The 22,571-nt window shown below is 69.6% G+C and carries 22 protein-coding genes and 1 pseudogene; 16 read left to right on the plus strand and 7 right to left on the minus strand.

Annotated features, from left to right (window positions below; translation table 11 throughout):
• Positions 1–3: 3 nt before the first annotated feature.
• Positions 4–1,494, minus strand: a complete 1,491-nt coding sequence (locus tag ASF43_RS10380; RefSeq protein ID WP_056180037.1) for a deoxyribodipyrimidine photo-lyase — start codon at positions 1,492–1,494, stop codon at positions 4–6.
• A 44-nt stretch (positions 1,495–1,538) separates the two neighbouring features.
• Between ASF43_RS10380 and ASF43_RS10385 the strand changes: the two genes are divergently transcribed.
• The 6 genes from ASF43_RS10385 (at position 1,539) to ASF43_RS10410 (ending at position 6,400) form a co-directional block, all read left to right on the plus strand.
• Complete coding sequence (locus ASF43_RS10385; protein WP_056180040.1) at positions 1,539–2,138, plus strand: YqgE/AlgH family protein; 600 nt, start codon at positions 1,539–1,541, stop codon at positions 2,136–2,138.
• Entirely contained in the window at positions 2,135–2,557 is a 423-nt protein-coding gene (ruvX, locus tag ASF43_RS10390; protein WP_056180043.1) for a Holliday junction resolvase RuvX, read from the plus strand. Before ASF43_RS10385 ends, ruvX begins: the two co-directional genes overlap by 4 nt.
• A 165-nt stretch (positions 2,558–2,722) precedes the next feature.
• Complete coding sequence (pyrR, locus tag ASF43_RS10395; protein ID WP_056180046.1) at positions 2,723–3,223, plus strand: bifunctional pyr operon transcriptional regulator/uracil phosphoribosyltransferase PyrR; 501 nt, start codon at positions 2,723–2,725, stop codon at positions 3,221–3,223.
• A gap of 2 nt (positions 3,224–3,225) precedes the next feature.
• On the plus strand, positions 3,226–4,188 hold the full coding sequence (locus ASF43_RS10400) for an aspartate carbamoyltransferase catalytic subunit (protein ID WP_056180049.1): 963 nt from the start codon (positions 3,226–3,228) through the stop codon (positions 4,186–4,188).
• Positions 4,189–4,357: 169 nt separating this feature from the next.
• Positions 4,358–5,653, plus strand: a complete 1,296-nt coding sequence (locus ASF43_RS10405) for a dihydroorotase (RefSeq protein WP_056180053.1) — start codon at positions 4,358–4,360, stop codon at positions 5,651–5,653.
• A 3-nt stretch (positions 5,654–5,656) separates the two neighbouring features.
• A complete protein-coding gene (locus ASF43_RS10410) occupies positions 5,657–6,400 on the plus strand; it encodes a 1-acyl-sn-glycerol-3-phosphate acyltransferase (protein WP_056180055.1) in 744 nt (247 codons plus the stop codon).
• 3 nt (positions 6,401–6,403) lie between these two features.
• Here the strand turns inward: ASF43_RS10410 and ASF43_RS10415 are convergent, their stop codons facing one another.
• Positions 6,404–7,270, minus strand: a complete 867-nt coding sequence (locus ASF43_RS10415) for a MurR/RpiR family transcriptional regulator (RefSeq protein ID WP_056180059.1) — start codon at positions 7,268–7,270, stop codon at positions 6,404–6,406.
• A gap of 111 nt (positions 7,271–7,381) precedes the next feature.
• Here ASF43_RS10415 and ASF43_RS10420 point away from each other — a divergent pair, with 111 nt between their 5' ends.
• From ASF43_RS10420 to ASF43_RS10430, 4 genes and pseudogenes are all read left to right on the plus strand, one after another.
• Positions 7,382–8,704, plus strand: coding sequence for an aspartate aminotransferase family protein (locus ASF43_RS10420; protein WP_056180170.1), 1,323 nt, complete (start codon positions 7,382–7,384; stop codon positions 8,702–8,704).
• Positions 8,705–8,776: 72 nt separating this feature from the next.
• Positions 8,777–8,890 (plus strand): annotated as a pseudogene (locus tag ASF43_RS30665) (amino acid ABC transporter substrate-binding protein); the annotation flags it as partial.
• Complete coding sequence (locus ASF43_RS10425) at positions 8,890–9,546, plus strand: aspartate/glutamate racemase family protein (protein WP_056180062.1); 657 nt, start codon at positions 8,890–8,892, stop codon at positions 9,544–9,546. The pseudogene ASF43_RS30665 and the gene ASF43_RS10425, both read left to right, overlap by 1 nt.
• 32 nt (positions 9,547–9,578) lie before the next feature.
• Positions 9,579–10,874 (plus strand): acetyl-CoA hydrolase/transferase family protein, encoded by a 1,296-nt coding sequence (locus ASF43_RS10430; RefSeq protein WP_056180065.1) that lies wholly within the window; start codon positions 9,579–9,581, stop codon positions 10,872–10,874.
• Between the two features lie 5 nt (positions 10,875–10,879).
• Here the strand turns inward: ASF43_RS10430 and ASF43_RS10435 are convergent, their stop codons facing one another.
• The 3 genes from ASF43_RS10435 to ASF43_RS10445 form a co-directional block, all read right to left on the minus strand.
• Positions 10,880–11,272, minus strand: coding sequence for a type II toxin-antitoxin system VapC family toxin (locus tag ASF43_RS10435; RefSeq protein ID WP_056180068.1), 393 nt, complete (start codon positions 11,270–11,272; stop codon positions 10,880–10,882).
• Positions 11,273–11,348: 76 nt separating this feature from the next.
• Positions 11,349–11,597: a type II toxin-antitoxin system Phd/YefM family antitoxin gene (locus ASF43_RS10440; RefSeq protein WP_056180071.1), complete on the minus strand. Its 249-nt coding sequence runs from the start codon at positions 11,595–11,597 to the stop codon at positions 11,349–11,351.
• Between the two features lie 60 nt (positions 11,598–11,657).
• Positions 11,658–12,728, minus strand: a complete 1,071-nt coding sequence (locus tag ASF43_RS10445) for an ABC transporter ATP-binding protein (protein ID WP_056180075.1) — start codon at positions 12,726–12,728, stop codon at positions 11,658–11,660.
• Positions 12,729–12,820: 92 nt separating this feature from the next.
• Between ASF43_RS10445 and ASF43_RS10450 the strand changes: the two genes are divergently transcribed.
• On the plus strand, positions 12,821–14,428 hold the full coding sequence (locus ASF43_RS10450; RefSeq protein WP_056180078.1) for an iron ABC transporter permease: 1,608 nt from the start codon (positions 12,821–12,823) through the stop codon (positions 14,426–14,428).
• Positions 14,429–14,470: 42 nt separating this feature from the next.
• On the opposite strand, the gene infA is transcribed toward ASF43_RS10450, so the two are convergent.
• Together infA and ASF43_RS10460 are read right to left on the minus strand one after the other, a co-directional pair.
• Positions 14,471–14,725, minus strand: coding sequence for a translation initiation factor IF-1 (gene infA / locus ASF43_RS10455; protein ID WP_056180081.1), 255 nt, complete (start codon positions 14,723–14,725; stop codon positions 14,471–14,473).
• A 232-nt stretch (positions 14,726–14,957) separates the two neighbouring features.
• A complete protein-coding gene (locus ASF43_RS10460) occupies positions 14,958–15,857 on the minus strand; it encodes a LysR family transcriptional regulator (RefSeq protein WP_056180084.1) in 900 nt (299 codons plus the stop codon).
• 98 nt (positions 15,858–15,955) lie between these two features.
• On the opposite strand from ASF43_RS10460, the gene ASF43_RS10465 reads away from it, so the two are divergent.
• From ASF43_RS10465 to ASF43_RS10485, 5 genes are all read left to right on the plus strand, one after another.
• Positions 15,956–18,067 carry a 3-hydroxyacyl-CoA dehydrogenase NAD-binding domain-containing protein gene (locus ASF43_RS10465; RefSeq protein ID WP_056180086.1) on the plus strand — a complete coding sequence of 704 codons (2,112 nt, stop codon included), beginning with the start codon at positions 15,956–15,958 and terminating at the stop codon, positions 18,065–18,067.
• Positions 18,068–18,102: 35 nt separating this feature from the next.
• Positions 18,103–19,290 carry an acetyl-CoA C-acyltransferase gene (locus ASF43_RS10470; RefSeq protein ID WP_056180089.1) on the plus strand — a complete coding sequence of 396 codons (1,188 nt, stop codon included), beginning with the start codon at positions 18,103–18,105 and terminating at the stop codon, positions 19,288–19,290.
• Between the two features lie 176 nt (positions 19,291–19,466).
• A complete protein-coding gene (locus tag ASF43_RS10475; RefSeq protein ID WP_056180091.1) occupies positions 19,467–20,645 on the plus strand; it encodes an acyl-CoA dehydrogenase family protein in 1,179 nt (392 codons plus the stop codon).
• 7 nt (positions 20,646–20,652) lie between these two features.
• Positions 20,653–21,777, plus strand: a complete 1,125-nt coding sequence (locus ASF43_RS10480) for an acyl-CoA dehydrogenase family protein (RefSeq protein WP_056180095.1) — start codon at positions 20,653–20,655, stop codon at positions 21,775–21,777.
• The gene (locus ASF43_RS10485; RefSeq protein ID WP_056180098.1) at positions 21,774–22,568 is read left to right on the plus strand and encodes an oxepin-CoA hydrolase, alternative type; all 795 of its coding nucleotides are present in this window, start codon (positions 21,774–21,776) and stop codon (positions 22,566–22,568) included. The genes ASF43_RS10480 and ASF43_RS10485 overlap by 4 nt, the downstream gene beginning before the upstream one ends.
• The last annotated feature ends 3 nt before the right edge of the window (positions 22,569–22,571 follow it).

The raw sequence follows: 22,571 nt of genomic DNA on the forward strand, positions 1-22,571 counted from the left end.
CCGTCAGCGCCGCTTGGGCTTGGCGTCCAGCGGCTTCTTGACCACGGCATAGCGCGCGAGCGTCCGCTCGCGCGCATCGGCGTGGTCCACCAGTGGCCGTGGGTAGTCGTGGCCCAGCTTCACACCCGCCGCCTCCAGCTCAATCTCGCTTGCACGCCAGGGCGCGTGGATCAGCTTGTCGGGCAGGCTGGCCAGCTGCGGCAGATAGCGGCGGATAAACTTGCCGTCGGCGTCGAAGCGCTCGCTCTGGCTCACCGGGTTGAATATGCGGAAATAGGGTTGCGCATCGCAGCCGGTCGACGCCGCCCATTGCCAGCCGCCGTTGTTGGAGGCCAGTTCGAAGTCGTTGAGCTTCTCGGCAAAGTAGCGCTCACCCCAGCGCCAGTCGATGCCCAGGTCTTTCGTCAGAAAGCTGGCCACCACCATGCGCAGCCGGTTGTGCATGTAGCCGCTCTGGTTGATCTGCGCCATGGCCGCGTCCACCAGCGGGTAGCCGGTCTGGCCATGGCACCAGGCGGCGAACAGCGTCTCGGCATGCTTGCCGTGCTCCCACTTGATCGCGTCGTACTCGGGCTTGAAGGCCGAGCTCGCCACGTGCGGGAAGTGCGCCAGGATCTGCATGTAGAAATCGCGCCAGCACAGCTCGGACAGCCACACGCTGGCGCCCTGCATGCCCTGAAGGGACAGCTGCTGCGCCGTGCCCGCCAGCTGGCGGATCGACACCGTGCCGAAACGCAGGTGCACGCCCAGGTAGCTCGGCCCCTTCACGGCCGGGTAGTCGCGCGCCACGTGGTAGTGGTCCATGCGCTCGAAAAATTCTTCGAACAGCTCCAGCCCGCCGCTGGCGCCCAGCGGGATCTTCAGCTCGCGCAGGTTGGTCGCCTCGAAGCCGATGTCGGCCAGGCCCGGCACGGCCTTGCGGTCGCCCTCGGGCCGCGGCGCCAGCGCCTGGGCATGGCGATCCACGGGGTAGGACGACAGGTAGAACGGCTCGAGCTTCTTCAGCCAGGCACTCTTGTACGGCGTGAACACGCTGTAGGGCCGGCCCATCTGCGTCAGCACCTCGCTGCGTTCGAAGATCACATGGTCCTTGCTCGTCACGAGCGCGATGCCCATGCCGGCCAGGTCGCCGCGCACGCGCGCATCGCGGGCCAGCGCGAAGGGCTCGTCGTCGTGGTTGGCGAACACCGCCTGCGCATGCAGCGCCTGCGCCGTCGCGGGGATGGCATCGCGCGCGGAACCGATGCGCACGATGAGCCCCGCATGCGGCTGGCCGGCCAGGCGGCGCAGGGCGGTGTCGAGCTCCTGCAACGCTGCCAGGATGAACTCCACGCGCCGGTCGGCGCGTGGCAGGTCGTCCAGGATGTCGGTGTCCAGGATGAAAACACAGTGCAGCTGGCTGCACGAGCGCAACGCGTGGTAGAGCGCCGCGTTGTCATGGGCGCGCAGGTCGCGCCGGAACCACATCAAACCGGTTGGGTACTTCTTGTCCATCAGCTGGGGGATTTGGGCCGGCAGCACGCCGTTAAAATTCGGGAATGAGCTCAGATTCTGCGCCGATGAACCTCACGCATCATTTCCTGATCGCGATGCCGGGGCTGGAGGATGAGACCTTCTCCCGCAGCGTGGTCTACCTGTGCGAGCACAGCGCCCGCGGCGCGCTGGGCCTGGTGATCAACAAACCCAGTGACATCAACCTGAAAAACCTGTTCGACAAGGTGGACCTGCCGCTGCGCCGCGCCGACCTGTCGGAAAGCCCCGTGCTGCAAGGCGGCCCGGTGCAGACCGAGCGCGGCTTCGTGCTGCACGAGGCCGTGGTCGCCACGCCACCCGACGAGGGCGAGAGCATCTATGCCTCGACCATGACCATCCCGGGCGGGCTGGAGATGACGACGTCCAAGGACGTGCTGGAGGCGCTGTCTACCGGCGCCGGCCCCAAGAAGGTGCTGGTCTCGCTGGGCTACGCAGCCTGGGGCGAGGGCCAGCTCGAATCGGAGCTGGCCGAGAACAGCTGGCTCACGGTGGAGGCCGACACGGCCGTCATCTTCGACACGCCGATCGCCGAGCGCTACGACCGTGCCCTGCTGCTGCTGGGCCTGCAGTCGTGGATGCTGTCGCCTGAAGCGGGGCATGCGTGAGCATTCCCGTCGACACACCGGCCGTTCCTTCGCATTTCCAATCGTTTCTGGCTTTCGACTACGGCACCAAGCGCACCGGTGTCGCGGTGGGCAACAGGCTCACGCGCACGGCCACGCCGCAGGCCACGATCAAGGCCGAGGGCGCCGCGGCGCGGCTGGCCGCCGCCGAAGCCCGTGTGCGCGAATGGCAGCCCGACGCGCTGGTGATCGGCGTGCCCTACCACCCCGACGGCGCCGCACACGAGAACACGGCGCGCGCGCAGCGCTTCGGCCGCCAGCTCCGCGCGCGCCTGCAGCAGCCCGTCTACGAGGTGGACGAGCGCTACAGCACGACCGAGGCCCTGAGCGAAGGCGCGCGCGATGCCGATGCCGCCTCGGCCTGCATCATCCTGGAACAGTTTTTACGAGCCCTGCCATGACACAACCCCCACGCTCATCGCTTCGCGTATCGCTGCCCCCCAAGGGGGCCGAGCCCGGACACGAAAGGTCCGGTGGACCTTTCGCGCCTGGCGAGGGGCCGGGGCGCAAGCCCCGGCGCGGCCTGCAGGGCCGTCAGTGCCTTCGGGCGGCCGGGCGCCACTGACATGAGCACCCTGACCCTGAACGCCGAGGCGCTGTACGCCGAGCTGCTGCGCGGCATCCGCCCGCTGTGCACCCCTAAGACGCAACTGGTCGGCATCGCGTCCGGCGGCGTGTGGCTGGCCGAGCGCCTGCAGGCCGACCTGCAGCGCAGCGGCCAGCCCGGCACGATCTCGTCGTCCATGCACCGCGACGACTTCGCGCAGCGCGGCATGGTGGGCGGCAGCGGCAACAAGACCACGCTGGCCTTCGACGTGCAGGGCGCGCAGATCCTGCTGCTGGACGATGTGCTGTACACGGGCCGCACCATCCGCGCGGCGCTCAACGAGCTGTTCGACTACGGCCGGCCCACCAGCGTGCGCCTGGCCGTGCTGGTGGACCGCGGTTCGCGTGAACTGCCGATCCAGCCCGATTTCGCGGCGGCTCGCGTCACGCTGCCGGCGAACCAATCGCTGGCACTCGCGCGTGCCGACGACGGCGCCTTCAGTTTCAAGATCGAGGGCTGACCATGCTCGCCAGCAGAAATCCGCAGCTGAACAAGAACGGCGAGCTGATCCACCTGCTCTCCATCGAAGGCCTGCCCAAGGACATCCTGACGCAGATCCTGGACACTGCCGCCAACTTCGTGAGCGTGAACGACCGCGAGGTGAAGAAGGTGCCGCTGTTGCGCGGCAAGAGCGTCTTCAACCTGTTCTTCGAGAACAGCACGCGCACGCGCACCACGTTCGAGATCGCGGCCACGCGCTTGTCGGCCGACGTGATCAACCTGGACATCGCGCGTTCCTCGGCCGCCAAGGGCGAGTCGCTGCTGGACACCATCGCCAACCTCTCGGCCATGGCGGCCGACCTGTTCGTGGTGCGGCACAGCGAATCGGGCGCGCCCTACCTCATCGCGCAGCACGTGGCGCCGCATGTGCATGTGATCAACGCAGGCGATGGCCGGCACGCGCACCCCACGCAGGGGCTGCTCGACATGTACACCATCCGCCACTACAAGAAGGATTTCAGCAATCTCACGGTGGCCATCGTGGGCGACGTGCTGCACTCGCGCGTGGCGCGCTCCGACATCCACGGCCTCACCACGCTGGGCTGCGCCGAGGTGCGCGTGGTCGGCCCCAAGACCCTGGTGCCGAACGACTTGGCGCAGATGGGCGTGCGCGTGTGCCACACGCTCGAAGAAGGCATCAAGGACTGCGACGTGGTCATCATGCTGCGCCTGCAGAACGAGCGCATGAGCGGCGCGCTGCTGCCGTCCAGCCAGGAGTTCTTCAAGAGCTTCGGCCTCACGCCCGACAAGCTGGCGCTGGCCAGGCCGGATGCGATCGTGATGCACCCCGGCCCCATCAACCGCGGCGTGGAGATCGACTCGGCCGTGGTGGACGGCAAGCAGAGCGTGATCCTGCCGCAGGTCACCTTCGGCATCGCGGTGCGCATGGCCGTGATGGGCATCGTCGCAGGGAATGAAGCATGAACATGGGGTCCACCCTCGTTTCTTGCTCACTTCGTGTAGCCGAATCCTCCCTCAAGGGAGCGACACCAGCGGCCCGGCAAAGCCGGTTCCGCGGTGTCCCCCGCCTTCTGGCCGCAGCCTGCGTGAGGCCGCGCAACAAATTCGACAACGCTCGCTCGAGAGAATCGTCATGAAGACACTCATTCGCGGTGGCCGCGTGATCGACCCGGCCTCGGGCCTGGACACCACCTGCGACATCGCCATCGGCTCCGGCCGCATCCTCACCATCGGCCAGGTGAGCGCCGAGTTCAAGCCCAACCGCACGCTGGACGCTGCCGGCTGCATCGTGATGCCCGGCCTGGTGGACCTGTCGATGCGGCTGCGCGAGCCCGGCCATGAGCATGCCCGCATGCTGGAAAGCGAGATGGCCGCGGCCGTGGCCGGCGGCGTGACCAGCCTGGTCTGCCCGCCCGACACCGACCCGGTGCTGGACGAGCCCGGCCTCGTGGAGATGCTCAAGTCGCGCGCCGAGAAGCTGCACCAGGCCCGCGTGTTCCCGCTGGGCGCGCTGACGCGCAACCTGGCCGGCGAGGTGCTGACCGAGATGGTCGAGCTGACCGAAGCCGGCTGCGTGGGCTTCAGCCAGGCTGAGGTGCCGCTGGCCAACATCCAGGTGCTGCAGCGCGCGCTGCAATACGCCAGCACCTTCGGCCTCACCGTGCACCTGCGCCCGCAGGACCGCGACCTGGGCAAGGGCGTGGCCGCCAGCGGCCCGCTGGCAACGCGCATGGGCCTGTCGGGCGTGCCGGTGGCGGCAGAAACCATTGCGCTGCACACCATCTTCGAGCTCATGAAGACCACCGATGCGCGCGTACACCTGTCGCGCATTTCCAGCGCGGCCGGCATCGAGCTCGTGCGCCAGGCGCGCGCAGCCGGCCTCAAAGTCAGCTGCGACGTGAGCATCAACTCGCTGCACCTGACGGACCAGGACATCGGCTACTTCGACAGCCGCGCGCGCGTGAACCCGCCGCTGCGCCAGCAGCGCGACCGCGACGCCCTGCGTGCCGCGCTGGCCGACGGCACGGTGCAGGCCCTGGTCTCCGACCACACGCCCGTGGACGCCGACGCCAAGACCCTGCCCTTCGCCGAGGCCGAGCCCGGCGCCACGGGCGTGGAGTTGCTGCTGAGCCTGGCGCTCAAGTGGGGCGAGGAACAGGGCGTGCCGATGGCGCGCACGCTGGCCACCGTCAGCGCCGCGCCAGCCGCCGTGCTGGGCGGCGCGCTGGGCACCCTGCAGGCCAGCATCGGCCAGCTGGTGGAAGGCGGTGTCGCCGACGTCTGCGTGTTCGACCCCGCCGCGCGCTGGACGGTGGCCGACGAGGCACTGCGCAGCCAGGGCAAGCACACGGCCTTCACCGGCTACGAGCTGCCCGGCCGCGTGCGCTGGACGCTGGTCGGCGGCCACGTGGCGTTCGACGCCGCCTGAGGCATGCGCCACGCGCGGGCGCTGTGGCGGCTGCTGTGCCTGCTGGCGCACGGCGTGCGCGGGCTGTGGACGATCAAGACGCGCTTTCCGGGCTGGAGCACGCTGGAGCGTGAACAGGCCGTGCAGCGCTGGGCCGCGGGCGTGCTGTCGCTGTCCGGCATCGGGCTGCAGGTGAACGGCGCGCCGCTGTCGGCCGGCCCGGTGCTGCTGGTGGCCAACCACATCTCGTGGCTGGACATCGTGGTCATCCACGCGGCCGGCTATTGCCGCTTCGTCTCCAAGGCCGACGTGCAGCACTGGCCGCTGGTGGGCGCACTGGCCACCGGCGCCGGCACGCTGTACATCGAGCGTGCCTCGCGGCGCGACGCCATGCGCGTGGTACACCACATGCGCGACCGCCTCGCGGCCGGCGACGTGGTGGCCATCTTCCCAGAGGGCACGACCGGCGACGGCCGCACGCTGCTGCCCTTTCACGCCAACCTGGTGCAGGCCGCCATCAGCGCCGACGTGCCGATCCAGCCGCTGGCGCTGCGCTTTGCCGATGGTGTGCGCGGCCCGACCAGCTTCGCGCCCAGCTTCGTGGGTGACGAGACGCTGGTGGGCTCGGTCTGGCGCACGCTGGGCGCTGCCCAACTGGTGGCCCATGTGCACGTGGGCACGCCCGAGCGGCACGTGGGCCGCGACCGGCGCACCTGGGCGCAGGATCTGCAGGCCGAGGTCGAGCGGCTGCGCGCGCTGACGGGCTGAGGGCTACCCGCCGCGCGGCGTGGGCGCCTGCAGGTAGGCGCCCGATTCGAACAGCTGCCGCTCGGCCTCATCGATGCGTCGCACCACAGCCTTGCCGGCGCGGCTGGCCAGCAGCTCGACCAGCGCCTCCGTCAGCGCCAGGCCGGCCGCAACCGACGGGAAGAACGAGGGGCTCGCGATCGTGAACAGCAGCAGCTCGTGCGCCAGCAGCGCCAGCGGCGAGGCCGCGCTGTCGGTCAGCGCGACGATGCGGCAACCCGCGGCTCGGCCGGCCTCGGCCACCTGGACCGCCTCGCGCGAATACGGCGCGAAGCTGGCCACCAGCAGCACATCGCCCTTGGCCAGCGCGCGCTGCTGCATCTCCAGCGACCCGCCCTGCCCGTCCAGCAAATGCACCGTGGGCCGGAACAGCCGGTACTGGTAGACGAAGGCGAACGCGATCGGAAAGCAGGCCCGGAACCCCGCGGCATGCACGGCGGGCGCCTTCTCCAGCAGCGCGCAAACCGCCTCCAGCCGCGCCGCGCTCTGCTCCTGCGTGGCCTGCAGGTTGCGGCGCTGCACGGCGAACATCTCGCCGGCCAGATCGCCCTGACGCGCCCGGCCCACCAGCTGCTGCGCACGCGCGCCATAGGTGGCGCCACCCAGGCCCATGTCGGCCACAAAGGCGGCCTTGAGCTGCGGCCAGCCCGCAAAGCCCAGGTGCTGCGCAAAGCGCACCAGCGTGGCCGGCGTGCTGCCGGACTGCACGCCGATGTGGCGCATTGAGCTGGTGACCACCTCGGCCGGGTGGTCGAGCAGGTAGCGCGCCACCTGCTGCAGCGCTGGGCTGAGTTCGGCAAAGCGCTGGCGGAGCCGGTCCTGGATGGTCATGGAACAAATGTTACCGGCAGCGGCCCAGCGCCCATGTTGACGGAACATTTGATCCACCCAATAATTTAAACAGATCATTTGTTCCAAGCCCGTTCCACGCTGCATGACCGCATGACACACATCTTCCACCGCCACCTGCATCACACCCCGCCCGTCGCCGTCTCGGCCCGGGGCCTCTACCTGCGCGACGCCGAGGGCCGCGACTACCTGGACGCCTCGGGCGGCGCCGCCGTCTCCGCGCTGGGCCATGGCCATCCCGACGTGGTCGCCGCCATGCACGCGCAGATCGACCGGCTGGCCTACGCGCACACCAGCTTCTTCACGAGCGAGGTGGCCGAGCAGCTGGCCGACGAACTGGTGCGCAGCGCGCCGGCTGGGCTGGAACAGGTGTACCTGGTCAGCGGCGGCTCCGAGGGCGTGGAGGCCGCGCTGAAGATGGCGCGCCAGTACTTCGTGGAGATCGGCCAGCCGCAGCGCACGCACTTCATCGCGCGGCGCCAGAGCTACCACGGCAACACGCTGGGCGCGCTGGCAGTGGGCGGCAACGCCTGGCGACGCGAGCCGTTCGCGACCATCCTGGTGCCGGCCACGCATGTCGCGCCCTGCTACCCCTACCGCGAGCAGCGCGAGGACGAGACGCCCGAGCAATACGGCCAGCGCCTGGCGCGCGAGCTGGAAGACGCCATCGTGGCCCAGGGCCCGGGCCGCGTGATCGCCTTCGTGGCCGAGACCGTGGGCGGCGCCACGGCCGGCGTGCTGACGCCGGTGCCGGGCTACTTCCAGGCCGTGCGCGCGGTCTGCGACCGCCATGGCGTGCTGCTGATCCTGGACGAGGTCATGTGCGGCATGGGCCGCACCGGAACGCTGTACGCCTGCGAGCAGGAGGGCGTGGTGCCCGACCTCGTGACCATCGCCAAGGGCCTGGGCGGCGGCTACCAGCCCGTGGGCGCGGTGCTGGCGCACAAGAACATCGTCGAGGCCATGTCGCGCGGCAGCGGCTTTTTCCAGCACGGCCACACTTATTTGGGCCACCCGGTCGCCTGCGCGGCGGCGCTGGCCGTGCAGCGCGTGATCCAGCGCGACGGCCTGCTGGCCAAGGTACGCAGCGACGGCGAACACTTCAGCGCACTGCTGCGCCAGGCGCTGGGCGAGCACCCGCACGTGGGCGACATCCGCGGCCGCGGCTTCTTCTGGGGCGTGGAGCTGGTGGCCGAGCGCGCGCGCAAGACACCGTTCGACCCCGCCCGCAAGCTGCACGCGCAGATCAAGAAGGACGCCATGGCGCGCGGCCTGCTGGTCTACCCCATGGGCGGCACGGTCGACGGCCGGCAGGGCGACCACGTGCTGCTGGCGCCGCCCTTCATCGCCTCACGCGCCGAGCTGGAGCGCATCGCCGGCCTGCTGGCCGAGACCATCGCCGCCGTCACGCGCTGACCCCCCCCCCGGCGCGCACAGCAGTGCCCATGTCCCGCCCCCTCTGCGCCCTGCTCGCCAACATGGACATCGCTCGTCGCACGCTGGTTCATGGCGCCGATCCCGCCCGAAGGTGCCAACATCAACTACCCGCTGAACGCCGAGACGCGCGACGCCTTTGCCAACCCTTCTTCCAAAGGCATCTGATGCCACGCATCGCCCTGATCCACGCCCTCTCGCACTCGGTCGAACCGATCAACGCGGCCTTCGTGCGTGACTGGCCCGAGGCCCAGCGCATGAACCTGCTGGACGACAGCCTGTCGGCCGACCTGGCCGCCGGCGGCCGGGGGCTGGACGCGGCCATGCACGCGCGCTTCGAGCGGCTGGCGCAGTACGCGGTGGACACGGGCGCCGACGGCATTTTGTTCACCTGCTCGGCCTTCGGCCCGTGCATCGAGGCCGTGGCGCGCCGACATGCAGCGCTCCCGGTGCTCAAGCCCAACGAGGCCATGGTGGCGCAGGCCACACAGGGCCAGGGCAAGCTGGGGCTGATCGCGAGCTTCGCAGCCACGCTGCAGTCCATGCCGCCGGAATTCCCTGCATCGGTGCCGTTGGAACTGGCGCTGGCCGAGGGCGCGTTGGAGGCGCTGCATGCGGGCGACGGCGCCACGCACGACGCACTGGTCGCGGCGCAGGCCCGGGCCCTGGCCGCGCGCGGCTGCACGCGCATCGCGCTGGCCCAGTTCAGCCTCGCGCGCGCGCGGGCCGCCTGCGAACAGGCCAGCGGCCTGCCGGTGCTGACCACGGTGGACAGCGCCGTGCGGGCACTGCGCGCGCGGCTGCAGCCGGGTGATCCCGCGTAGCCTCGGCCAGGAGAACGCGGCATCATCCGCGCATGTCACACCAAGCCCTCTACCGAGACAAGCGCACTACGGCCGCGCAGGCCGTGCGCCACGTGCGCAACGGCGACATGGTCATCGTGCCGACCGGCGTCGGCGAGCCGCCGACCTTGCTGACGGCACTGTCCGAGCAGCGGCGCGACTTCCTGGATGTGAAGGTCGCGCAGATCCTGGCGATGCGCCCGTACGCCTACATCGACCCCGAGACCACTCAGCATGTGCGGCACGTGGCGCTGTTCTTCGGCGGCGCCACGCGGGCTGGTGGCCAGGCCGGCTGGATCGACTTCATCCCGAACTACTTCTCGGAGATCCCGGCGCAGATCGCGCGCGGGCTGATCCCGGCCGAGGTGGTGTTCAGCATGGCCTCGCCCATGGACGACGACGGCTGGCTGTCGCTGAGCCTGGGCGCCGACTACACGATGGCGGCCGTGGCCAAGGCGCGCGCCGTGGTGCTGGAGGTGAACCCGAACGTGCCATTTGCCAATGGCGACTGCCGCATCCACATCTCGCAGGTGGCGGCGCTGGTGGAGAGCAGCGAGCCGGTACTGGAGGTGGGCCTGCCCAAGATCGGCCCGGTGCAGGAGGCCATCGGCCGGTACGTGGCCGAGCGCATCGACGATGGCTCCACGCTGCAGATCGGCTACGGCGGCATTCCGGACGCGGTGGTGATGCAGCTCGCGCACAAGCACGACCTGGGCATCCACACCGAGATGCTGGGCGACGGCATCCTGACGCTGATCGAGGCCGGCGCCGTCAACAACAGCCGCAAGAACTACCTGCCGGGCAGGACGATTGCCACCTTCGCGCTCGGCTCGCGCAAGCTGTACCAGTACATGCACCGCAACCCGGCGCTGGAGATGCACCCGGTCGATTTCACGAACGACCCGCTGCTGGCCGGCCAGAACGACAACCTGGTCGCCATCAACGCCACGCTGCAGATCGACCTGCTGGGCCAGTGCGGCTCGGAGAGTCTGGGCCACGCGCCGTTCTCGGGCACGGGCGGGCAGTCGGATTTCGTGCGCGCCGCGAACCGCTCGCGCGGCGGCAAAGCCTTCATCGTGCTGCCCTCAACGGCCAAGGGCGACACCATCTCGCGCATCGTGCCCTCGCTCTCGCCCGGCACGCATGTGAGCACGAGCAAGAACGACATCCACTATGTCGTGACGGAGTACGGCGTGGCGCAGCTGCGCGGCAAGTCGGCCAAGCAGCGCGCGCAGGAGCTGATCGCGGTTGCGCACCCGGATTTCCGGGGCGAGCTGACGGCGCAGGCGCGATTGGCGCGGCTGTTGTAGCCGCGTCAGACGGCGGGGCCCAGGATCACGCGCAGGCCCGTCAATCGAGAGAAGTCGCGGTCGTGCGTGACCAACGCCACCGCGCCGATCTCCAGCGCCGTCGCGGCCTGCAGAGCGTCCGGTAGCCGCAAGCCACTGCCAGCGCGCAGCCGGGCAGCAGTCACTGCGATCTCCTGCGACACCGGCACCACCTCGAATCCGGACAACGTCTTCTCATAGCGCTTGGCCAGGGCATCCTGCCCGTGCTTGAACGGGCCTGCCAGCACCTCGGCCACGGCCATGGTCGAGATGGCGATGTGCAGCGCGCCTTGCTCGTAGGCCTCGAACAGGCCTGCGAACTGCGGCGCGAGTACAGGGTGGTCGTCGAGCAGGTAGATCAGCGGCGCGGAATCCACCACGACCAGATCGCCCTGGCCGAGACCACCCCATCGCTCGGAAGCCGCCGAGCGGCTCGCGGTCTTCCTGGCCGCCACGTCAAGACCATTCGTCGCGCAGGTCTGCCACGGTGGCAGCCGGCGACGTGCCCCACAGCCCCTTGCCACTGCCACGCAGCGCCAGGAAACGCGCCCTGGGCCGCGACTTGGCCAGCATGTCGGCCGAGACGATGGCCGCATAGGGCTTGCCATGCCGCGTCAACAGGCTGGGCTCGCCGGCATGGGCACGCGAGGCCAGTTCAGGCAAGGTGTTGCGGCCTTGTTCCAGTCCCACTGTGTGCAGCGTCATAGTGTCGTTTCCGTACAGTCCGTACATTATAGAAACGACCCGCCGTTCTCGCGCGAAACCCTAGCCGCCCCGCGGAAACGTCACCACATGGTCCAGGTCCGCCCGCACGCCGATCCACTCGCCGATGCGGTGGTCGTGGTGGCTGGGCACATGGGCCAGCACCACTTCACCCGAGGCCAGGCGCAGCGTGTACAGGAACTCCGAGCCGCGGAACGCCTTGCGCAGCACCTCGGCCTTGATCGGCGCGGCGTCGTCGTGCACCACGTCGTCGGCACGCAGCAGCAGGTCCAGCGGGCCGTTGCCCTGCAGGCTGGCGGCGGCCTGGGCGGCGGCGCTGCCGTTGACGGGCCCGAGCGGCGTCTCCACGCGCAGGCCGGTGTCGCCGTGCGTGACGGTGACGGGCGCGAACACGCCATGGCCGATGAAGTCGGCCACGAAGCGCGTGGCCGGCCGGTGGTACAGCGTGTAGGCATCGGCCCACTGGTGCAGCCGGCCCTCGTGCATCACGCCGATGGCGTCGCCGATGGCGAAGGCCTCCAACTGGTCGTGCGTGACGAACAAGGCCGTGGCCTTGGCCGCCTTGAGGATGCCACGCACCTCGTGGGCCAGGCGCTCGCGCAGCTCCACGTCCAGGTTGGAGAAGGGCTCGTCCAGCAGCAACAGCTGCGGACGCGGCGCCAGCGCGCGGGCCAGCGCCACGCGCTGCTGCTGGCCGCCCGAGAGCTCATGCGGCGCGCGGCGCTCCGCGCCCTCCAGGCCCACCAGCGCCAGCACCTCGGCCACGCGCGCGGCGCGTTCGGCACGCGGCAGCGCGGCGAGGCCGAAGCCCACGTTTCGACCCACGTCCAGGTGCGGGAACAGCGCGTAGTCCTGGAACACCATGCCGATGCGGCGCTGCTCGGCCGGCACCTGCAGGCCGGCGCTGCTGACCACCTTGCCCGACAGCCGGATCTCACCTGCCTGCGCCGGCTCCAGCCCGGCCACGGTGCGCAGCAAGGTGGTCTTGCCGCAGCCCGAAGGGCCGATCAGCACGCCGATCTCGCCTGCAGCCAGGCCGAACGACACATCGTCCACGGCAGGCCGGGGGCGGCCGGCGTAGCGCACGGCGAGGTGGGAGACATCGAGGAACATGGCGGCCGATTGTAGGCAGCGTGATGCGTACAATTCTCATCTTCTGCGCCCGCGGCGGCGCCCCTCCCCGCTCCCCTCCCTCGCCTATCTCCATGCCCCGCCGCTGGCTTTCCCTCGCGCCCATGCTGCTGGTCGCCGCCGTGCTGACCTTGCCCGTGCTGGCCGTGCTGGCGTCGTGGACGCAGTGGGACGCCCAGACGGCGCAGATCCTGCGCGAGATGGGCCAGACCGTGCTGCCCGGCTACGTGGGCACCACGGTGGCGCTGAGCGCGATGGTGGCGTTCGGCGTGGTGCTGGTCGGCACGGCCACCGCGGCCTGCGTGACGCTGTTCGACTTCCGCGGCCGGCGCACCATGGAATGGGCGCTGCTGCTGCCGCTCGCCATGCCGGCCTATGTGCTGGCCTATGCCTACACCGACTTCCTGCAGTTCAGCGGCCCGGCGCAGACCTGGCTGCGCGAGAGCTTCGGGCTGCGCGGCCGCGTTCTGCCCGAGGTGCGCAGCCTGTGGGGTGCGGCCTGGGTGTTCACGTTCTCGCTGTACCCCTACGTCTACCTGCTGGCGCGCACGGCGCTGGCCGAGCGCGCCACGCACCTGATGGAGGCCGCGCGGCTGCTGGGCGCACCGCTTTCGCGCCGCATCCGCGAGGTGGCGCTGCCGATGGCGCGGCCGGCCATCGCCGCCGGCACGGCGCTGGCGTTGATGGAGACGCTGGCGGACTTCGGCGTCTCCAGCTACTTCGGCATCCAGACCTTCACGGCCGGCATCTACAAGGCCTGGCTGGCCATGGACAACCGCATCGCCGCCGCGCAGCTGGCCACCATGCTGCTGGCGCTGGTGGTGGTGCTGCTGGCGCTGGAGCAGCGCGCCCAGGCGCGCATGCGCTTTGCCACGTCGCGCGGCGCGCGCCCCGCCGGCAGCGATGCCCAGCCCGTGCGACTGCAGGGCGCGCGCTGGCTGCTAGCGCTGGCGCTGTGTGCGCTGCCGGTGCTGATGGGCTTCGTGCTGCCCGCGCTGTTCATGTTGCGCCCGCTCGCGGCCGACTGGTCGGTGCTGCCCTGGAACCGCTTCGTGCAATGGGCGACGAACAGCATCTGGCTCGGCGCCTTGACCGCCGTCCTGGCCGTGGCGCTGGCGCTGTTCCTCGCGTTCTGCGTGCGCCGCACGCCGCGAACGCTGCAGCGCGGCGCCGTGCAGCTGGTGGCCCTGGGCTATGCCGTGCCGGGCGCGGTCATCGTGGTGGGGCTGCTGCTACCGGTGGGCTGGCTGCAGCAGGCGGCGCCCGACAGCAGTGCGGGCTACTGGATCACGGCCACGGCCTTGGGCATCGTCTGGGCCTACCTGGTGCGCTTTTGCGCCGTGGCGCTGCAGTCCATGCAGAGCGGCTATGCGCGCATCCCGCAGAGCTTCGACGACTCCGCGCGCATGCTGGGCACGGGCGCCATGGGGCTGCTGCGCCGCGTGCATTGGCCGCTGCTGCGGCGCTCGACGGCTGCGGCAGCGCTGCTGGTGTTCGTCGACGTGATGAAGGAATTGCCGGCGACCATGGTGCTGCGCCCGTTCAACACCGACACGCTGGCCGTGGTGGCCTACCAGCTCGCGCGCGACGAGCGCCTGGGCGAAGCCGCCCTGCCGTCTCTGGCCCTGGTGCTGGTGGGGCTGATGCCGGTGATGCTGCTGAGCCGCACGCTGCGCAAGTAGCCAGCCCCCGGCCTGCGCGCAGGGCTGCCAGGGAATCGGCGTTCAGCGCGACGACGTCGGCGGCATCGGGCCGCGGTTGTCCAGGTGGCGGAACTTGATCCGGCCCTTGGTCAGGTCGTAGGGCGAGAGCTCCAACGTCACGCGGTCGCCCGCCAGGATGCGGATGTGGTGCTTGCGCATGCGCCCGGCGCTGTAGGCCACGAGCTGGTGGCCGTTTTCAAGCACCACGCGGTAGCGCGAATCCGGCAGCACTTCGTCCACCACGCCGGTCATTTCGATCAGGTCTTCCTTCGCCATCGTCAGCTTTCGTATCAGTCCATTCCATCAACGGCCCGGGACGGGCCAACCGTATCGCCCTCGCGCCGCATGGGCGCGAGGTGCCGGTTAGCCCGCACAGGCGGAAAACCCAGCAACGATGCGGTTTAGGAGTCTACCGGAAGGCATCGTTTTGCAGGGTTGCCACAGTGCCGCGCGCAGCCCGGCCGCGTGCTCGCGCAGGACCGCCGGGTGTCGTGAACGACGCGCGGTCTCAGCCACGCTCGCGCGAGCGCTGCAGGATGTAGTCGATGAAGGTCGCCATGGCCCGCGTGTGGTGCCGGTTCGGCATGTACAGCAGATGCATGTGCGTGCCGAAGATCGACAGCCGCCAGGCGTCCAGTGCCGTGACGGCGGTGCCGGCCTCCAGCAGGTCGCGCACCGTGTAGTCGGGCACCAGTCCGACACCGAGGCCGGCGACGATGGCCTCGCGCAGGAACATGAAGTTCTCCGAGATCAGCGTGGGCTCGATCAGCACCTCGTGCCGTTCGGCGTCCAGATAGGCGGCCAGGCGCAGCTGCCTGCCGATCACCGCCGCCGTCAACAGCGGCGTGTGCTGCAGGTCTTCCAGACGCTGCGGCAGGCCCTGGCGCTCGGCATAGTCGCGCGAGGCGCAGGCCACGAAGCGCACCGGCCCCATGTCGCGCGCGACCAGGTTCTGCGGCGGGTCCGACAGCACGCGCACGGCGATGTCGATCTCCTCGCGCATCAGGTCTTCCACGCGGTTCTCGAACAGCACGTCCAGCACGATGGCCGGGTACAGCCGCTTGAAGTCCAGCAACCAGGGCGACATGGTCAATTGCCCATAGCCGCTGGGCACCGAGAGCCGCACGCGCCCGCCCAGCTCCTGCCCCAGCGTGGCCACGGCCTCGCGCGCGGCCAGCAGCTCGTTCTGGATCACGCGGCCGTGCTCGTAGAGCTTGAGCCCGATCTCGGTCGCCTCCAGCCGGCGCGTGGTGCGGCGGATCAGCTGCTGGCCGATGGCGCGCTCCACCTGGTTCAGGTGGTAACTGATGTTGGCCCTGCTCATCTTGAGCCGGCGCGCGGCCTCAGCCAGGTTGCCGGCATCCAGAATCTGGACCAGCAAGGTCAGGGATTGGACATCGAGGCTCATTGTTCAAATCGGCTTGACGGTGTGTCCAAAGTCTATGCCATTGTCAAGCCGACGAAGCAGGCGAACAATGCCGGCTCCGCTTCCTCAGGAGACAAGACATGGCGACAGACGAACAAGTGGTCCGCACCCAACTGCACGGCAAGGTGCTGCTGGTCACCGTGGACAACCCGCCCGTGAACGCGCTGGGCGCCGCTGTGCGCCGCGGCCTGGCCGACGCGATGGAGCGCGCCGAGGGCGATGCCGCCATCGCCGCCGTGCTGATCGTGGGCGCCGGCAAGAGCTTCATCGCCGGGGCCGACATCCGCGAATTCGGCCTGCCGCCGCAGCCGCCGCTGCTGACCGATGTCTGCAAGCGCATCGAGGCGAGCAGGAAACCCGTGATCGCCGCTATCCACGGCGCCGCGCTGGGCGGTGGATTGGAAGTGGCCATCGCCGCGCACTACCGCATCGCGGTCGCCAACGCCAAGCTCGGCCTGCCCGAAGTGCTGCTGGGCCTGCTGCCCGGTGCCGGCGGCACGCAGCGCGCACCGCGCCTGGTGGGCGCCGCCGCCGCGCTGGACATCATGCTGACGGGCCGCCACGTGGGCGCTGCCGAAGCGCTGAAGCTGGGCCTGATCGACCGCCTGGCCAAGAGCGACGACACGCTGGCCGAGGGCCTGGCCTATGCCCAGGAACTCCTGGCCGCGGGCGCCGGCCCGCGCCGCGCGCGCGACGCCACAGGCCTGGCCGACGTGGAGGCCAGCCGCGCCGCTATCGCCGCCGCGCGTGCCGAGCAGAAGAAGAAATCGCACAACCTGTTCTCGCCGCACAGGATCGTCGACGCGGTCGAAGCCGCCCTCGACAAGCCCTTCGACGAGGCCATCAAGTACGAGCGCGAGCTGTTCATGCAGTGCCTGGACAGCCCGCAGCGCGCCGGCCTGATCCACGCTTTCTTCTCCGAGCGCGACGTGGCCAAGGTGCCCGAGGCCGCAGCCGCCCAACCGCGCGCGCTGCAGTCCGTCGGCGTGGTCGGCGGCGGCACCATGGGCGCCGGCATCGCCGTGGCCGCGCTGGACGCCGGCCTGCCCGTCACCATGGTCGAGCGCGACGAGGCCTCCATTGCCCGCGGCCGCGCCAATGTCGAGAAGGTCTACGACGGCCTCATCGCCAAGGGCCGCATGACGGCGGACGGCAAGGCCAAGGTCATGGCGCGCTACACCGGCAGCACCGACTACGCCGCCTTCGCCAACGTGGACCTCGTCATCGAAGCCGTGTTCGAAGACATCGAGGTCAAGAGGGCCGTGTTCAAGGAGCTCGACCGCGTCTGCAAACCCGGCGCCGTGCTGGCCACCAACACCTCCTACCTGGACATCGACGCCATCGCCGCCAGCATCGGCCGGCCGCAGGACGTGATCGGCCTGCACTTTTTCTCGCCGGCGAACATCATGAAGCTGCTGGAGATCGTGGTGCCGGCCAAGGTCAGTCCCGACGTGGTGGCCACGGCCTTCGAGTTGGCCAAGAAGCTCAAGAAGGTGCCGGTGCGTGCCGGCGTGTGCGACGGCTTCATCGGCAACCGCATCCTGGCCGTCTACAAGCAGGCCGCCGACTACCTCATGGAAGACGGCGCCAGCCCCTACGCCATCGACGCGGCGGTGCGCAACTTCGGCTACCCCATGGGCCCTTTCCAGGTGTCGGACCTCGCCGGTGGCGACATCGGCTGGGCCACGCGCAAGCGCAAAGCGGCGACGCGCAACCCTGAAGCCCGGTATGTGCCCGTGGCCGACCGCATCTGCGAGCGCGGCTGGTTCGGCCAGAAGACCGGCCGCGGCTGGTACCAGTACCCGCAGGGCGCACGCACCGGGGTGGAAGACCCCGAGGTGCTGGCCATCGTCGACGCCGAACGCGCCGCCAAGGGCATCACGCCGCGCAGCTTCACCGAAGAAGAGATCATGCGCCGCTACATGGCCGCCATGGTCAACGAGGGCGCCAAGGTCGTGGCCGAAGGCATCGCGCTGCGCCCGCTGGACGTGGACGTGACCTTCCTCTCGGGCTACGGCTTTCCGCGCTTTCGCGGTGGCCCCATGCACTACGCCGACACGGTGGGCCTGCCTAAGATCCTGGACGACATCCAGACCTTCGCCAAGGAAGACCCGCTGTTCTGGCAGCCCGCGCCGTTGCTGGTAAAGCTCGTCGCCGAAGGCAAGAATTTCGCGAGCCTGAACAAGGCCTGATCCCTCTCTCACACACAACCACCAGGAGACCCGCCATGCGCGAAGCCGTCATCGTTTCCACCGCCCGCACCCCGCTCACCAAGTCGCACCGCGGCGAATTCAACATCACGCCCGGCCCCACGCTGGCGGCCTTCGCCGTCAAGGCCGCGGTCGAGCGCTCGGGCCTGGACCCGGCGCTGATCGAAGACCTGATCCTGGGCACCGGCTACCCCGAGGGCACGACCGGCCGCAACGTGGGCCGCCAGACGGCCCTGCGCGCCGGCCTGCCGCTGTCGGTGGCCGGCCTCACCGTCAGCCGCTTCTGCGCCTCGGGCCTGCAGGCGATTGCCAGCGCGGCCGGTGCCATCGTGGCCGGCGCGCCGGCCATGGTGGCCGGCGGCGTGGAAAGCATCTCGCAGATCCGCACCCGCAGCGCCACCGATGCCGGCGATTCGGGCATGGACCCCTGGCTGGTCGAGCACAAGCCCGCCCTCTACATGGCCATGATCGAGACCGCCGACATCGTGGCCGCCCGCTACAACATCAGCCGCGAGGCGCAGGACCGCTTCTCCGCCGAGAGCCAGCGCCGCACCGAGGTGGCGCAAAAGGCCGGCATCTACGCCGACGAAATCGTGCCCTGCACCACCACCATGGCCGTGACCGACAAGGAAACCAAGGCCGTCACGCAGCGTGAAGTGACCGCCACCATGGACAACTGCAACCGCCCCGGCACCACCTACGAGGCGCTGGCCAAGCTGCAGCCCGTGCGCGCGCCGGACCAGTTCATCACGGCCGGCAACGCCTCGCAGCTGTCAGACGGCGCCTCGGCCTGCGTGATGGTCGAAGCCAAGGAAGCCGAGCGCCTGGGCCTCAAGCCCCTGGGCGCGTTCCGCGGCTTTGCGGTCGCCGGTTGCGAGCCCGACGAGATGGGCATCGGCCCGGTCTATGCCATCCCCAAGCTGCTCAAGCGCCATGGCCTCACGGTGGACGACATCGACCTGTGGGAACTGAACGAAGCCTTCGCCTCGCAGGCGCTGTATTGCCAGCAGCAGCTGGGCATCCCGCACGAGAAGCTCAACGTGAATGGCGGCGCGATTTCCATCGGCCACCCATTCGGCATGACGGGCGCGCGCCTGGCCGGCCACCTGCTGCTGGAAGGCCGCCGCCGCAAGGCCAAGTACGGCGTGGTGTCCATGTGCATCGCCGGTGGCATGGGCGCCGCCGGCCTGTTCGAAATGTATTGACCACCCCCGTTTGGATGGCTCACTGCGTGTAGCCACCCCATCCCCCCTCGAGGGGGCGCACCCAGCGGCCTGGCAGAGCCAGTTCCGCGGGTGCACTGGGATGGTCTGCTCTGCGGCCTTTGGCATCGCCGCATGCCGGCCCGCGCTGAGAACGGCAGAACTGAAAGGACAAAAGTATGGACATGAACTTCACCCCCGAAGAAATCGCGTTCCGCGATGAAGTGCGCGCCTTCCTGAAGGACAACCTGACGCCCGAGCTCTCCGACAAGGTCGGCGATGGCGAGCACCTCTCAAAGGCCGACATGGAAGCCTGGCACGCCAAGCTGAACGCGCGCGGCTGGCTGGCCAACCACTGGCCCGAGCAGTATGGCGGCCCTGGCTGGAGCGCCGTGCAGAAGTACATCTTCGAACACGAGTGCGCCATCGCACACGCACCGCGCATCGTGCCCTTCGGCGTGAACATGCTTGGCCCCGTGCTCATCAAGTACGGCAACGAGCAGCAGAAGAAGCATTGGCTGCCGCGCATCCTGAACGGCGACGACTGGTGGTGCCAGGGCTACAGCGAGCCCGGCGCGGGCTCGGACCTGGCGGGCGTGAAGACCACCGCCGTGCGCGACGGCAACGACTACATCGTCAACGGCCAGAAGACCTGGACCACGCTGGGCCAGCACGCCAACATGATCTTCTGCCTGGTGCGCACCGACCCGGCGGCCAAGAAGCAGTCGGGCATCAGCTTCCTGCTGGTGGACATGCAGAGCCCGGGCGTGGAGATCCGCCCCATCATCACGCTGGACGGCGCGCACGAGGTCAACGAAGTCTTCTTCACCGACGTGCGCGTGCCCGCCGAGAACCTGGTCTACGAGGAGAACCGCGGCTGGGACTGTGCCAAGTACCTGCTGACCTACGAGCGCACCAACATCGCCGGTGTGGGCTTCTCCATCGCCGCGCTGGCCCGGCTCAAGAAGGCCGCCGCCAAGGTGCAGAAGAACGGCAAGCCGCTGCTGGACGACCCGCTGTTCGCGGCGCGTGTGGCCAAGGTCGAGATCGACCTGGAAAACATGAAGACCACCAACCTGCGCGTGATCGCGGCCGTGGCCGGTGGCGGCGTGCCGGGTGCCGAGAGCTCGATGCTGAAGATCCGCGGCACGGTGATCCGCCAGGAACTCACCTCGCTGCTGCGCCGCGCCATGGGCCCCGAGGCGCGTGCGCTGGCCGACGAAGAAGGCTGGCACCCCGGCGCCGAGGAAGCGCCCAACGCGGCGCTCGGCTACTTCAACAACCGCAAGCTGTCGATCTTCGGCGGCTCCAACGAGATCCAGCGCAACATCATCTCCAAGATGATCCTGGGACTGTGAGGCCAAGATGAACTTCGAACACACCGAGGACCGCCGCATGCTGGCGGACACTTTGAACCGCTACGTGGCCGAGCAGTACGGCATCGAGGCGCGGCACAAGATCGTGAAGGCGCCCAAGGGCTACAGCACCGAGCAGTGGCAGCAGTTCGCCGAACTCGGCGCCATCGGCGCGCTGTTCAGCGAGGCCGATGGCGGCTACGGCGGCGCGGGCTTCGACATCGCCGTCGTCTTCGAGGCGCTGGGCCGCGGCCTGGTGGTCGAGCCGCTGCTGGGCAGCGCCGTGCTGGCCGGCAGCGCGATCGCCAAGGCGGGCAACGAAGCCCAGCGCGCGCACTTGGAGAAGATCATCGACGGCAGCACGATTGCTGCCTTCGCGCATGGCGAGCCGGGCAGCGGCTACACGCTGGACCAGGCCGCCACCACCGCAACGCAGACCAGCGACGGCTGGCTGCTGAACGGCACCAAGACCATGGTGCAGCAGGGCGAAGCCGCCACGCTGTTCGTGGTCTCGGCCAGCACCACGCAGGGTCTGTCGCTGTTCCTGGTGCCGGCCGATGCCACGGGCGTGTCGGTCAACGGCTCGCCCACGGTGGACGGTGGCCGCGTGGCCCAGGTCACGCTGACGAACGTCACCGTGCCGGCCGACGCGCTGCTGGGCACCGAAGGCAAGGCGCTGGCCACCGTCGAGCATGCGGTCGCCCGTGGCATCGTGGCGCTGGCCGCCGAGTCGCTGGGCACCATGGACGTGGCGCGCGCCGCCACGCTGGAATACCTGCAGACGCGCAAGCAGTTCGGCGTGCCCATCGGCAGCTTCCAGGCGCTGCAGCACCGCATGGCCGATGTGCTGCTGGAGATCGAGCAGGCCCGCTCGGCCGTGATCAACGCCGCGGCCGCGGTGGATGGCGACGACCGCATCGCACGCGAGAAGGCTGTGTCGGCCGCCAAGTACAGCGTGGGTCGCATCGGTACGCTGGTGGCCGAGGAGGCCATCCAGCTGCACGGCGGCATCGGCATGACCTGGGAACTGCCGCTGTCGCACTATGCCAAGCGCCTGGTCATGATCGACCACCAGCTCGGCGACGAGGACTTCCACCTGCAGCGCTACATCGCGCTGGGCAAGGAGGCCGCATGAGCGAGGCACTGCTCACGCGCCGCGAGGGCGCGGTGCTGGTGCTGGTCAACAACAACCCGGCGGCGCGCAACGCGCTGTCGCCGGATTTCTACACGGCCGCCACGCAGGCCCTGGCCGATGCCGACGCGGACCCGGGCATCGGCGCCATCGTGCTGACCGGCGCCGGCAACTTCTTCTGCGCCGGCGGCAACCTGAACCAGCTGATCACGCGGCGCGACATGGCCCCAGCCGACCGGCGCGAACGGCTGGAGCTGCTGCACGGCTTCGTGCGGCGTCTGCGCGACACGGCCAAGCCGGTGATCGCCGCCGTCGAGGGCGGCGCGGCCGGCGCCGGCATGTCGGTGGCGCTGGCCTGCGACCTGCTGGTGTCCTCGCGCACCGCGTTCTTCAGCGCCACCTACATCAAGGTCGGCCTCACGCCCGACGGCGGGCTTACGTCGTTCCTGGCCGAGTTCGTCTCGCGCCAGGTGCTGACCGAGATGTGCCTGCTGGGCGAGCGCATCACGGCCGAGCGCCTGCATGCGCTGGGCGCGGTGAACCGCCTGGTCGATGCGGGCAGCGCCGAAGCCGCAGCGATTGCACTCGGCGCGCAACTGGCCCAGGGCCCGGACCGTGCCAGCGCGCGCATCAAGGCGCTGTGCCGTGGTGCGCATGCGCGCACGCTGGACGAACAGTTGGAACTCGAAGCGCGGTCCATGGTCGAAAGCCAGGGTGATGACGAGGCACAGGAAGGCATTGGTGCCTTCCTGCAAAAGCGCAAGGCCGATTTCACGGCACTGCGCCGGCGCTGAGCG

It is taken from the genome of Pseudorhodoferax sp. Leaf267 (assembly GCF_001422405.1).
GTDB lineage: Bacteria > Pseudomonadota > Gammaproteobacteria > Burkholderiales > Burkholderiaceae_C > Pseudorhodoferax.